A 12,449-nucleotide genomic window follows, 5' to 3' on the forward strand; every position below is an offset into this window, starting at 1 on the left:
GACGCCGATGATGCACGCGGCGGCGGCGAACGAGAACGCGATCCGGCTCTACCTGTCCATCGGGTTCCGGCTGCGCCGGCACACGACGTTCATGGCGGTCCGGACCCCGGCGGCGCCGTGACCACGCCCGGCCCGGTCTTCCACTGGTTCCTGCCGACCGGCGGGGACTCCCGGACGCTCGGGCCGGGCAGCCACGGCGTGGCGATCGGGGCGACCGGGCGCCGCGCCCCGGTCGAGCGGCCACCCACGCTCGGCTACCTCACCCGCCTCGCGACGGCCGTCGAGTCGCTCGGGTTCACCGGCATGTTGACGCCGACGGGCGCGCACTGCGAGGACGCCTGGCTGACCACGGCGGCGCTGCTGCCCGCGACGCGCACGTTGCGGTTCCTGGTCGCGTTCCGGTCCGGACTGGTCGCGCCGGTGCTGGCCGCGCAGATGGCGTCGACCTACCAGCGGCTGTCCGGCGGTCGGCTGCTGCTCAACCTCGTCGCCGGCAGCAGCGACGCCGAGCTGCGCGCCTACGGCGACGAGCTCGCCCACGACGAGCGCTACGACCGCGCCGACGAGTACCTCGACGTCGTCGACAAGGCGTTGTCCGGCAATGCTTTCGACCACACCGGCCGCTACTACCGGGTCGAGGGCGGACACGTCTCCGACCCCGCCCGGCCGCGGCCGCCGCTGTATTTCGGCGGCTCGTCCGAGGCCGCGATCGGTGTCGCCGCCCGCTGGGCCGACGTCTACCTGACCTGGGGCGAGCCCGTCGAGCAGGTCGCGGAGAAGATCGAGACCGTCCGCAAGGCGGCCGCCGCGCACGGCCGCGAGCCCCGGTTCGGGCTGCGCGTGCACGTCGTCACCCGCGGCACCGCCGACGAGGCGTGGACCGCGGCGGACCGGCTCATCGCCGGTGTGGACGACGACATGATCGCCGTCCGCCGCCGCGAGCTCGCGGCGCTGGAGTCGGTGGGCCAGTCGCGGATGCTCGCGCTGCACGGCGGCGACCGTGACCGCCTCGTCGTCGCCCCCAACCTGTGGGCCGGTGTCGGGCTGGTCCGCGGCGGCGCCGGCACCGCGCTCGTCGGCAGCCACGACGAGGTCGCCACCCGCATCGAGGAGTACCGCGCCGCGGGGGTCGACGAGTTCGTGCTGTCCGGCTACCCCCACCTCGAGGAGGCCTACCACGTCGGCGAGGGTGTCCTGCCCCGCTTCGGGGTGGGGCCGTCCGACCCGGAAGAAGGAGTACGACCGTGAGGTTCCAGGTCCTCGACATCGTCCCGCACGCCCCGCACCCGGTGACCGGGGAGATCATCTCCGTGCACGAGCGGTTGACCCGGGTCGTGGAGACCGCGGTGCTCGCCGAGCGGCTCGGGTTCGACTCCTACGCCGTCGGGGAGCGGCACGCGGGCGAGTTCGTGTCGTCGGCACCGACGGTGCTGCTCGGCGCGCTCGCCCAGGCCACCGAGCGCATCCTGCTCTCGACGGGGGTGACCGTGCTGTCGCTGCTGGACCCGGTCCGCGTCGCCGAGGACTACGCGACGATCGACCAGCTCTCCGGCGGCCGGCTGGAGATCGTCATCGGGAAGGGCAACGAGGACAAGCACTTCCCGCTGTTCGGTCTGGAACTCGAGAAGCAGTACGAGTACCTGACGGAGAACTACGAGCTGCTGCGCCGGCTGCTGCGCGAGGAGCGGGTGTCGTGGACGGGCACCCACCACGCCGACCTCGACGCGGTGACGACCTTCCCGCGCCCGTTCGACGGCCCGTTCCGGATCTGGCACGGGTCGGCGACCTCCACCGTCGCGGTCGACCTGGCGGCGAAGTGGGGCGATCCGATCTTCACGGCGAACGCGTTCCAGCCGCGGGAGAACTACCTGGTGCTCATCGACCGCTACCGCGAGCAGCTGGAGGCCAACGGCCACGATCCGGCGGTCGGCTACGTCGGTTCCGGGTCGGGCGGGCTGTTCCTCGCCGACACCGACGAGGAGGCCGTCGCCCAGTACCGGCCGATCTACGAGGGTTTCGCGGCGAAGCTCAAGGCGGCCCACGCGGGTGACGACCGGCCGGGCAAGGTGACGTCGTACGCGACGGTCGAGGAGGCCGTGGCGCACGGGCCCGCGCTGGTGGGAACGCCGGAACGGGTCGCGGAGAAGATCGTCGAGTACCACAAGTCCTACCGCCACGACGTGCAGTCGGTCTCGATCAACCCCGTGCTGCCCTACGCGCAGCAGAACGAGGTCCTGTCCCGCTTCGCGGAGGAGGTGGTCCCCCTGGTCCGGCGCGAGCTCACCACCACGCTGTGGACCGAGGCCGACCAGGGCCGCGCGAAAGGCTTCCGGACCCTGTGAGCGGCGATAGTCGCTATAGCGACTATCGCCGCTCACAGGGGTCTGTCAGGCCAGGTCGGGGCGCGGCGGGGTCTTCTCGCCCGCCTCGACCGGGACGGTCACCACGTTGCCCGCGGGCGGGAGCGGGCAGGTCGCGTGCGCGGTGAACGCACACGGCAGGTTCGACGCCCGGTTGAGGTCGACGGTCACCGAGCCGTCGGCGGCGGGGTCGGCGATCAGCACGGCGCGGCCGCCGCCGTAGGTCGAGTCCCCCGACGAGCCGTCGCGGAAGTGCACCGACAGCCCGCCCTCGTGGCCGGCCAGCGCGACGAGCCGCTGCTGCGCACCGTCGAGATCGAACACGACCTCGCCGAGCGCCTCGAACCGGTGCGTCAGCCCCTCGACGACGGCACCGACGGTGATGGGCCGCGGCTCGGCGTAGGCCTCGAAGCGGCCGGGCCGCACCCAGCGCTGCGCCACCGGGAAGGCGGGCACACCGTCGAACGCGGTGCGGGTGAGCGCCTGCGGGTCGCGGACGCGCAACGCGTAGGAGTCGGTGCGGCGGATGACCTCCACCCGCCGCTCCCCCACCCCGACGAGGACGCCGGGTTTGCCGTCGACGGGCTCGACGCGGACGGTGCCCGACACCGGCGTGCCGTCGACGGTCACGTCGGCGCCGGCGGGGACGGCGAGCTCGACGCCGCCGTCGCCGGTCGCGCGCCACGTCCCGGGCAGGTCCGGGTAGGCGGCCGGGGCCTCGTCGAGCCAGTGCAGCCCGGTGAGCGACAGCCAGCCGTGCGGTGTCGCCAGCAGCTCCTCGCGCTCGCGGTGCCAGGTCTGCCAGTCGGCGACGAGGGTGTCCTCGGTCGTGGTCATGCGGAGGTCCTCCTGGTGGTGTCGGTGGCGGGCCGAGCCGTGGGGCGCAGGCCGAGGTTCTCCCGCAGTGTGGTGCCGGTGTACTCGGTGCGCAGGCTGCCACGGTCCTGCAGCTCGGGGACCACGGTGTCGGCGAAGGCGTCGAGACCGCCCGGGGTGAGGTGCGGGATCAGGATGAAGCCGTCGCACGCGTCGCCCTGCACGTAGCGGTCGAGCTCGGCGGCGACCGTGCGGGCCGACCCGATGAACGACGTCCGCGACGTCGCCTCGATGACGGTCTCGCGGATCGACAGCCCGCCCTTCGCCGCGGCGAGGTCGCGCCACTCCTGGGCGACGGTGCGCGGGTCGCGGGCGTGCCGCACCCGGCCGCGGGTGATCGAGACGTTGTCGACGTCCGGGTCGATGGCGGGCAGCGGGCCGTCGGCGTCGTAGCCGGACAGGTCGCGGCCCCAGATCTGTTCGAGGAACGCGATCGCGGTCTGCGGGCCGACCTGCGCGCGACGGACCTCGACAGCCCGGTCGGCGGCGTCGGCGTCGGTGTCGCCGAGGACGAACGTCGCCCCGGGCAGGACCAGCAGGTCCTCGGGGCGGCGGCCGTGGCGCACCGCCCGTCCCTTGACGTCGGCGTAGAAGTCGCGCCCGGCGTCGTAGCTGCCGTGCAGGGTGAAGATCGCGTCGGCGGTCGCGGCGGCGAAGTCGCGGCCCTCGGCCGAGTCACCGGCCTGGATCAGCACCGGGTGGCCCTGCGGGCTGCGCGGCACCGAGAACCGGCCGTGCACGTCGAACTGGCTCGACGAGTGGTGCACGTCGGCGATGCCGCCGTCGCGCACGAACACCCCGGCGCGGCGGTCGGCGACGACGGCGTCGTCGGCCCAGCTGTCCCACAGCGCCGGCAGACGTCGACGCCCTCGCGGGCGCGGGTGTAGCGGTCCTCGCGGGCGAGGAACCCGCCGCGGCGGAAGTTCTCGCCGGTGAACGCGTCGGAGCTGGTCACCATGTTCCACGCGGCGCGGCCGGCGGAGAGGTGGTCGAGCGTCGCGAACTGGCGGGCCAGCTCGTAGGGCTCGTTGAACGTGGTGTTGATCGTGCCGGCGAGCCCGAGGTGGCCGGTGACGCCGGCGAGCGCGGCGAGCACGGTGAACGTGTCGGGTCGCCCGACGACGTCGAGGTCGTGGATGCGGCCGCGGTGCTCGCGCAGGCGCAGCCCTTCGGCGAGGAACAGGAAGTCGAAGAACCCGCGCTCGGCGGTACGCGCGAAGTGGGCGAACGAGTCGAACGCGATCTGGCTGCCGGCCGCGGGGTCGCTCCAGACCGTCGTGTTGTTGACGCCGGGGAAGTGCGCCCCGAGCCGGATCTGCTTGCGCGCGGTCATGCCGGCACGCCTCCTTTCTCGAACACGTTGGCCGGGCGGGCCAGGCCGAGCCTTTCGCGCAGCGTCGACCCGTGCGGCCGTTCGGGCCGCAGCCCGCGCCCGACGAGGTGCGGCACCGCGTGGTGGACGATCTGCTCGAGCCCGCCGGGCAGCGCCAGCGGCACGAGCGTGATGCCGTCGGCGGCGCCGGAGCGGACGGCGTGGTCGACGAGGTCGCCCAGGCCCGCGGGGGTGCCCGCGAACCGCAGCGGCGCCGTGCCGACGGTCGCCAGCGTGCGGACGTACCCGTCGAGGGTGGCGAGACGCTCGCGGGCCTGCGCGGCCGTCGGCGCGACGAGGACCTCGACGTCGAGCCAGACGCCGACGGTGTCCGGGTCGCGGCCCGCGGCGGCCACGGCGTCGCGGATGCGGGTGCGGGCGGCCACGGCCGCGCCGACGTGGGTCGCGGAGATCCGGACGACGTCGGCCCGGCGGGCGGCGACGGCGAGCGCCTCCGGCTCGTCGGCGCGCAGTACGACGAGCGGGTGCCCCTGCGGTGGCCGCGGGGTGATCGAGGCGCCCGCGACGGAGAAGAACTCGCCGCGGAACCCGACGGGGTGCAGCTTGTCCCGGTCGACGAAGCGGCCGGTGGCGACGTCGCGGATCTCGGCGTCGTCCTCCCAGGAGTCCCACAGCGCCGTGACGACCTCGACCGCCTCGTCGGCCTCCCGCCACAGCGTGCCCGCGTCGGCGGCGGCCTTGCGCCCGAACAGGTCCGCCTCCGCGGCGGTGCGCGAGACGTCGGGCTGCCAGCCGGCGAACCCGGAGGAGACGAAGTCGAGCGTCGCGATCGCCTTGGACAGGTGGAACGGCTCGGTGTGGGTGACGGTCGCGGTCGCGACGATGCCCAGCCGTGGTGCCGCGGGGGCGACCCGGGCGGCGACGGCCACGGCGTCGAGGGCGCCGCGGACGAGGCCGGGGTCGTCGCCGGGCGGGACGAACGAGTCGGGCAGGAACAGCACGTCGAGCCCGCCGCGGTGGGCGAGCTGGGCGAGCAGCAGGTGGTAGGCCGGGGAGAACAGCCGGGTCGCGGCGGAGTCCGGCGCGCGCCAGGCGCCGGGGTGGGCGCCGGCGCCGCGGACCTCGACGGCGAGGTGCACGGGCCGGCGGGTCACCGGGCCACCCCCGCCCCGACGACGGCGCCGCGGCGCGCCCACTCCGCGGCCAGCAGCTGGTGGCTCGCGACGCGGTCGGCGTGGTCGGTGGTGATCGTCGTGACCAGCAGCTCGTCGGCACCCGTGACGCGGGCGAGCGTCTCCAGGCCGTCGGCGACCGTCGCAGGGGACCCGACGAACTGGGTGTCGACGCGGTCGGCGACCGCGGCCCGTTCGGCGTCGGTGAAGGCGCGGGCCCGCGCCTCGGCGGGCGTCGGGTAGGGCTGCGCGCCGCGGCCCGCGCGGATGTCGAGCACCCAGCCGCCGTAGGGCGCGGCGAGCTCGCGCGCGCGGTCGTCGGTGTCGGCGACGACCACGTCGGCGGACACCATGACGTGCGGGCGCGCCAGCCGTGCCGACGGGCGGAACGCGGCCCGGTAGGCGGCGACCGTCTCCAGGACGGTGTGCGGCACGGTGTGGTAGCTCGCGGCGAACGGCAGCCCGAACGCGCCCGCCACCTCCGCGCTGGTGCCGGCGCTGGAGCCGAGCACCCAGACGTCGAGGTCGGCGCCCTCGGCGGGCAGCACCGTCAGCGGCCGGCCCTCGGCATCGACCGCCGTGCCGTCCACGTAGGACAGGACGTCGGCGACCTGGCGGTGGTAGTCCTGCGGCGGGGAGTCGGCGGTGATGCCCAGCAGCTCCGCGAGCGCGACGAACTGGGACAGGTCGCCGATGACGCCGCCCGGCTGCGGGATGAGCAGCCCGTCGACGACGCGCGCGGGCGCAGGTGTCGAGCCCGGTGTCTGCGTGGCGCGGCGCTGGGCCGCGAACGTCAGGATCTTCTGCAGGTCGAACCGACCGAGGCCGACGTCGACCCGGCCCGGGTGGAGCGCCGCGGTGGTGCCGAACTGTTCGGCGATCTGGATCGGCGCGGTGTGCGGCAGCTGCACCGCACCCGACCCGACGCGGATCGTCGACGTCGCCGCCGCGAGGTGGGCGACGAGCACCGACGTCGACGACGACGCCACGCCCGGCACGAGATGGTGCTCGGCGACCCAGTAGCGCAGGTAGCCGGCGCGCTCGGCGACCCGGGCGAGGTCGAGGGTGTCGCGCAGCGCGTCGGCGGCGGTGCCCCCGGCCGGGACCGGCGAGAGGTCGAGCACGGACAGCGGGACGGTCACGACGCGACCTCGACCTTCCGGGCCCGGGTGCCGGCGACGGCGGCCAGCAGCTCGCGGGTGTAGTCCTCGCGGGGCGAGGCGAACAGTGTCTCGGTGGGCGCGACCTCCAGCAGCCTGCCGTCGCGCATGACACCGACCCGGTGGGCGATGCGCCGCACGACGGCGAGGTCGTGGGAGATGAACAGGTAGGCCAGCTGCTGCTGCGCCTGCAGCTCGGCGAGCAGGTCGAGCACCTGCGCCTGTACCGACACGTCGAGCGCGGACACGGGTTCGTCGCACACGACGAGATCGGGTTCGAGCGCGAGCGCGCGGGCGATGGCGACGCGCTGGCGCTGCCCGCCGGAGAGCTCGACAGGCTTGCGGTCGAGGACCGACTCCGGCAGCGCGACCCGGTCGACGAGGTCGGCGGCGCGGGCGCGCCGCTCCGCGGCGGTGCCGACCTTGAAGGCGCGCAACGGTTCCACGATGACCTCGGCGACGCTGAAGCGTGGGTCGAGCGACGCGTACGGGTTCTGGTAGACGAGCTGGGCCCGCCGCCGCAGCGCCCGCCACGCCTCCCCGCGCAGTCCCGTGACGTCGGCGCCGTCGAAGGTGACGGTGCCCGCGGTGGGGTCGGCGAGGCGCAGCACGAGCCGCGCGGTCGTCGACTTGCCCGACCCCGACTCACCGACCAGCGCCAACGTCTCGCCGCGGCCGATGTCGAAGGAGACGTCGTCGACGGCGCGCAACACCGCGCCACGGCCGGCCGAGCGCGGCAGCGGGAAGTCCTTGACCAGCCCGCGCACCGACACCAGCGGCGACGCCGCGGCGACCGTCTCCGTCGGGGCACGCCGGGCCGGGACGACGACCCGCGCGGGCTCGGCCGCCGTGTCGGGCCGGGCGACCAGACCGGGTGCCGCGGCGAGCAGCGTGCGCGTGTAGGGGTCGGTGGCCGCGGCGAGGATGCGGCCCGTCGGACCCTGCTCGACGAGCCGACCACCGGACATGACGGCGATCCGGTCGGCCCGGTCGGCGGCCACCCCGAGGTCGTGGGTGACGAGCAGGACCGCGGTGCCCGACTCGCGGGTCAACGTCTCGAGGTGGTCGAGGATGCGTTTCTGGACGGTCGCGTCGAGCGCGCTGGTCGGCTCGTCGGCGATCAGCAGGGCGGGCCCGGCGGCGATGGCGATCGCGATCAGCACGCGCTGGCGCATCCCGCCGGACAGCTCGTGCGGGTACTGCCGCGCCCGCACGTGCGGTTCGGGCAGCCCGGCGCGTTCGAGCAGGTCGATCGCGGCGAGCGGAGCGCTGCGCCGGCCGGCCAGGCCGTGCACCCGCAGCGCCTCCGCGACCTGACGCCCGATGCGCTGCACCGGGTTGAGCGACACGGTCGGGTCCTGCGGGACGAGCCCGATGCGGGCGCCGCGGATCGGGCGCATGGCCCGTTCCGAGCGGCCGAGCAGCTCGTCGCCGCCGAGGGTGACGCTGCCGGCCTCGACGGAGGCGTTGGGCGGCAACAGCCCGACCACGGCGTGGGCGAGGGTGGACTTGCCGGAGCCGGACTCGCCGACGACGGCGACGACCTCGCCGGGTGCGACGTCGAGGCAGACCCCGCGCAGCGCGGGCAGGTCCACCCCGCCGGTCCGGTAGCCGACCTCCAGGTCACGTACCTGCAGCAACGGGTCGGTCATCGCGCAGCCGCCCATTCGCCGTCCAGTGCCCGGGAGATGCGGTTCACCGACAGCACGGTCGCGGCGATCGTCAGGCCGGGCATCGCGCACAGCCACCACGACGTCGCCAGATAGTTGCGGCCCTCCGCGATCAGCGAACCCCACTCCGGGGCCGGCGGCGGCGCGCCGAAGCCGAGGAAGCTCAGCGACGAGATCGCGAGGATGGCCAGGCCGAACTCCAGGACCGCGAGCACGGCGACCGGCCCGGCCGCGTTGGGCAGCACGTGGCGGCGCAACGTCACGTACCAGCGGGTGCCGACGGCCCGTGCCGCCTCCACGTACACCGACTGCCGGATGCGCAGCGTCTCCGACCGCATGACGCGGGAGAAGTTCGCGACGCTCGCGACGCCGACCGCGATCGCGACGTTGAGCGTGCCGTAGCCGAGTGCGGTGATCAGCGCCAGCGACAGCAGGATCGCCGGGATCGCCATCAGGACGTCGACGATGCGCATGAGTGCCTCGTCGACCCAGCCGCGGACGAACCCGGCCAGCAGGCCGATCAACCCGCCCGCGACGAGGGCGACCGCGACGGCGACCACGGTGGCCTGCAACGACAGCGCCGCGCCGTGGACGACCCGGGTCCAGATGTCGCGGCCCAGGTAGTCGGTGCCGAACCAGTGGCCCGGGCCCGGCGGGCGCAGCTTCTGGGCGGGCACCCCCGCCGACGGGTCACCCGGGGCGAGCAGGTGCGGCGCGAACGCGGCGACCAGGACGGTGAGCACGATCAGCACGGCCACGGCGAGCCCCGGGCGGTGCAGCAGGAACCGGCCGAGCCGGCGGGCTCGGCCACCGCGGCGCGGCACCGGCGCGGCCGCCGCCTCCGTCCCCGTGGCGATCTCCCGCACGAGCAGTTCGGTCACGCGTGCACCCCCGTCGCGATCCTCGGGTCGAGCAGTGGGTAGACCAGGTCGACGGCCAGGTTGACCAGGACGAACACCAGCGCGGCGAACACGACGATGCCCTGCACCAGCGGGATGTCCTGGGCCCCGACGGCGGTCACGGTGAGCCGGCCCAGCCCGGGCCGGGTGAACACCGTCTCGACGACGACCGTGCCCGCGAGCAGGTTGCCGGTGACGTAGCCGAGCACGGTCAGCGCCGGCACCGCCGCGTTGGGCAGGGCGTGGCGCAGGTGGACGGCGACGGGCCCGGCCCCCTTGGCGCGCGCGGTCGTCGCGTAGGGCTGGTCGAGGGCCTGGGTGAGGCTCTTGGCCAGCACCTGGGCGACGAGTGCGCCCGTCGTGATGCCGAGGGTGACGGCCGGCAGGATCGCCGACGCCGGACCCGCGACACCGCCTGAGGGCAGCAGCCGCCATCCGAACGCGACGATCTGGACGAGCATCAGCCCCACCCAGAACCCGGGCAGCGACACCGCGAGCGACGGCAGCGCCAGCAGGAACTGGCGCAGCCACCGCATCCGCGTGTAGGTCGCGAGCAGCGCCAGCGCGCCACCGAAGACGACGGCGAACCCGAGGCCGAGCACCGCGATCTCCAGCGTCGGCGGGAGCGCCTGCGTCACCGCGGCGCCGACGTCCTGGCCGTTCTGGATCGACGTCCCGAAGTCGCCGGTCAGGGCGGCGCCGAGGCGGTGCAGGTACTGCACGGCGAACGGCTCGTCGAGCCCGTAGCGGGCGCGCAGCTCCGCGAGCTGTGCCGGGCTGACGGGCTCGCCGTCGAGACCACCGCTCGCCATCGTCGCCACCGGGTCGCCCGGCAGCAGGTAGAGCACGACGAACGAGACCGTGAACGCGGCCCACAGCACCCCGGCCGCCAGCAGGACGCGGCGGACGAGGTACCGGGCCAGGGGTGGGACGGTCACTGCGACTTCCAGGCGTCGTGGAGCTGGATGCGCGACGACGCGTCGAAGGTGACGCCGTGGGTGTTCGGTGCGACCCCGAGGACCGTGGTCAGCTCGACGACCGGGACGACGTAGTACTGGGCCAGCAGGTCGCGCTGGGCGTCGGCGACGAGCGCGGTCCGCGTCGCGGGGTCGGCCGCGGAGGCCTGTGCGGTCAGCGGCTGGTCGAGCGGGCTCGGCGGGAACCGCAGGATGTTCGACCCGCCGCTCCAGTAGTAGCTGCGCAGGATGTCGGGGTCGGCCCGGGTCAGGTTGAACCACAGCGCGGAGAAGTCGCCGCTCTGCTGGATCGCCGCGACGTCGGAGATCTGCTTCTCGGCGAGCTGCAGGTCGATGCCGGCGGCCTTGGCCTGCTGCTGGAGCAGCTCCAGGGTCGGCTTCACGCTGCCCAGGTTGTTGGCGTAGACGACGGGGATCTCCAGGCGCTGCCCGTCCTTGACGCGGACGCCGTCGGGGCCGGGCACCCAGCCGGCGGCGTCGAGGCCCTGCTGCGCCTTCGCGAGGTCGAACCCGAGCTGCCCCGACTCGTCGGCGTAGTCGGGCGTGCTCGACGCGAGTGCGCTCGTCGCCGGCTTGGTCTGCGAGGTGTAGATCGCCGAGACGACCTCGGGCCGGTTGATCGACAACGACAGCGCGGTCCGGACCGCCGGGTCGGACACGACCGGCTTGGACAGGTTGAACCCTATCTGGAACGGCAGGCCGGGGTTGGCCCGGGCGAGCAGCTGGACCCCCGCCGCGGTCAGCGGCTCCTCGTCCTGCTGGCCGATGCTGGCGATCGCGTCGACCTCGTCGGCCTGCAGCGACCCGGTCCGGACCCCGGACTCGGGGACGACGCGGAACTCCAGCTTGTCGAGGTAGGCCTCACCGGGGTGGGTGAACAGCGACGACCCCCACTCGTAGCCGGGCCGCTTGGCCAGAACCGTCGACTGGTTCTTCGTGTAGCTCTCCACCACGAACGGACCCGATCCGATCGCCGAGGCGCACCGCTCGTCGTCGCTCTTCGCGACCGTCGCGGCCGACAGGATGCCCAGGCTGTGGGTCGACGTCGCCTGCAGGAACTGCACGTTGGGCGAGGAGAACGCCACCGTGAACGTGTCCGGCGCGGTGACGGTCGTGCCGGTGTAGCCCGCCAGGTAGCCCTTGGGCAGCGAGGCCCGCACCCCGAGCTTCGGCACGGCGTCGAAGTTCGCCTTCACGACGTTCGCGTCGAGCGGCGTGCCGTCGCTGAAGGTGACGCCAGGGCGCAGCGTGAACGTGTACGACGTGGCGTCGGGCGAGACCGTCCACGTCGTCGCGAGCCACGGCGTGATCTCACCGGTGGCCGGGTCCTGGTCGGTCAGGGAGTCGACGATCTGGCGCACCGAGTAGACCGAGTCGTTGCTGGTGACCTGCTGCGGGTCGAGGCAGCCCTGGTCGCTGGACACGGCGAAGCGCAGCGTGCCGCCGGGGGTGGGCGGGCCGGCGTCGGCGCCGGGGTCGGTGGCGGTTCCGGACCCGCAGGCGGCCAGCAGGAGCGCGGCGGAGGCGGTCAGGGCCGCGGCGGCAGCGCGCAGGCTGCGGGAGCCGCGCCGGGGACCGGCGAGGGGGGTCGTGCGCATCGAGGGTCGTGTCCTTCGGGCATGCCCGACCGGGTCCACGCCGGAGCGCGGCGCGGAGGGTGTCGGGACGGATGAGCGAGGTGGCGGTGACGTGGCTCAGGCCGGACAGGCTGCGCTCGTCACCCGCAGCAGGTCGACGTGCAGCCGGTATGCACCCCGGTAGGCCCCCATGACCGCCTCCATCGTTCCCGGCATGAGCACCCTCGCCCGCGGTCGCGGGGGGTTGCTGCGGCGTCGTCGAGCCAGGTCTCTCGGCCGCTCTGGATGGTCCCGGCGGTCACCCGCCGTGACTCGACAGTACGGAGCGGCCGGTGGTCCCTGTCAATCCGGACATCTGCTCCCGCGATGTGGGACGACGGCCGGGCTGGTCCGGTCCATGCCCCACATCAGGGCATTCCCACAGG

The 12,449-nt window shown here is 74.3% G+C and carries 10 protein-coding genes, 1 pseudogene and 1 riboswitch; of the genes and pseudogenes, 3 read left to right on the plus strand and 8 right to left on the minus strand.

Annotated elements, in window-relative coordinates; translation table 11 throughout:
- The first annotated feature begins 10 nt into the window (after positions 1–10).
- The 3 genes from PSU4_RS24030 to PSU4_RS24040 are packed head-to-tail and all read left to right on the plus strand — an operon-like array spanning position 11 to position 2,342.
- Complete coding sequence (locus PSU4_RS24030) at positions 11–121, plus strand: hypothetical protein (RefSeq protein WP_373866095.1); 111 nt, start codon at positions 11–13, stop codon at positions 119–121.
- Entirely contained in the window at positions 118–1,248 is a 1,131-nt protein-coding gene (locus PSU4_RS24035) for an LLM class flavin-dependent oxidoreductase (protein ID WP_147112809.1), read from the plus strand. The genes PSU4_RS24030 and PSU4_RS24035 overlap by 4 nt, the downstream gene beginning before the upstream one ends.
- Positions 1,245–2,342 (plus strand): LLM class flavin-dependent oxidoreductase, encoded by a 1,098-nt coding sequence (locus PSU4_RS24040; RefSeq protein ID WP_147112811.1) that lies wholly within the window; start codon positions 1,245–1,247, stop codon positions 2,340–2,342. Before PSU4_RS24035 ends, PSU4_RS24040 begins: the two co-directional genes overlap by 4 nt.
- A gap of 45 nt (positions 2,343–2,387) precedes the next feature.
- On the opposite strand, the gene PSU4_RS24045 is transcribed toward PSU4_RS24040, so the two are convergent.
- From PSU4_RS24045 to PSU4_RS24080, 8 genes and pseudogenes are all read right to left on the minus strand, one after another.
- Positions 2,388–3,197: a DUF1684 domain-containing protein gene (locus tag PSU4_RS24045; protein WP_147112814.1), complete on the minus strand. Its 810-nt coding sequence runs from the start codon at positions 3,195–3,197 to the stop codon at positions 2,388–2,390.
- Positions 3,194–4,569, minus strand: a pseudogene (locus PSU4_RS24050) (NtaA/DmoA family FMN-dependent monooxygenase). The gene PSU4_RS24045 and the pseudogene PSU4_RS24050 overlap by 4 nt, the downstream one beginning before the upstream one ends.
- Positions 4,566–5,723 carry an LLM class flavin-dependent oxidoreductase gene (locus tag PSU4_RS24055; RefSeq protein ID WP_147112817.1) on the minus strand — a complete coding sequence of 386 codons (1,158 nt, stop codon included), beginning with the start codon at positions 5,721–5,723 and terminating at the stop codon, positions 4,566–4,568. Before PSU4_RS24055 ends, PSU4_RS24050 begins: the two are co-directional and overlap by 4 nt.
- Positions 5,720–6,883, minus strand: a complete 1,164-nt coding sequence (locus PSU4_RS24060; RefSeq protein ID WP_147112819.1) for an LLM class flavin-dependent oxidoreductase — start codon at positions 6,881–6,883, stop codon at positions 5,720–5,722. Before PSU4_RS24060 ends, PSU4_RS24055 begins: the two co-directional genes overlap by 4 nt.
- Positions 6,880–8,553: a dipeptide ABC transporter ATP-binding protein gene (locus tag PSU4_RS24065; protein WP_222596377.1), complete on the minus strand. Its 1,674-nt coding sequence runs from the start codon at positions 8,551–8,553 to the stop codon at positions 6,880–6,882. The genes PSU4_RS24060 and PSU4_RS24065 overlap by 4 nt, the downstream gene beginning before the upstream one ends.
- The gene (locus tag PSU4_RS24070; RefSeq protein ID WP_246115309.1) at positions 8,550–9,395 is read right to left on the minus strand and encodes an ABC transporter permease; all 846 of its coding nucleotides are present in this window, start codon (positions 9,393–9,395) and stop codon (positions 8,550–8,552) included. Before PSU4_RS24070 ends, PSU4_RS24065 begins: the two co-directional genes overlap by 4 nt.
- Positions 9,396–9,448: 53 nt before the next feature.
- Positions 9,449–10,408 (minus strand): ABC transporter permease, encoded by a 960-nt coding sequence (locus PSU4_RS24075; RefSeq protein WP_373866094.1) that lies wholly within the window; start codon positions 10,406–10,408, stop codon positions 9,449–9,451.
- A complete protein-coding gene (locus tag PSU4_RS24080; RefSeq protein WP_147112826.1) occupies positions 10,405–12,045 on the minus strand; it encodes an ABC transporter substrate-binding protein in 1,641 nt (546 codons plus the stop codon). The genes PSU4_RS24075 and PSU4_RS24080 overlap by 4 nt, the downstream gene beginning before the upstream one ends.
- A 176-nt stretch (positions 12,046–12,221) precedes the next feature.
- Positions 12,222–12,316: riboswitch (SAM riboswitch) on the minus strand.
- Positions 12,317–12,449: the final 133 nt, after the last annotated feature.

The sequence above is a fragment of the Pseudonocardia sulfidoxydans NBRC 16205 genome (assembly GCF_007989085.1).
GTDB classification, from domain to species: domain Bacteria; phylum Actinomycetota; class Actinomycetes; order Mycobacteriales; family Pseudonocardiaceae; genus Pseudonocardia; species Pseudonocardia sulfidoxydans.

What these genes read in the sequence shown, in the direction of transcription:
- PSU4_RS24030 (WP_373866095.1), top strand. Translation starts at nt 11, where the DNA reads ATGCACGCGGCGGCGGCGAACGAGAACGCGATCCGGCTCTACCTGTCC.
- PSU4_RS24045 (WP_147112814.1), bottom strand. Translation starts at nt 3,197, where the DNA reads ATGACCACGACCGAGGACACCCTCGTCGCCGACTGGCAGACCTGGCAC.
- PSU4_RS24065 (WP_222596377.1), bottom strand. Translation starts at nt 8,553, where the DNA reads ATGACCGACCCGTTGCTGCAGGTACGTGACCTGGAGGTCGGCTACCGG.
- PSU4_RS24080 (WP_147112826.1), bottom strand. Translation starts at nt 12,045, where the DNA reads ATGCGCACGACCCCCCTCGCCGGTCCCCGGCGCGGCTCCCGCAGCCTG.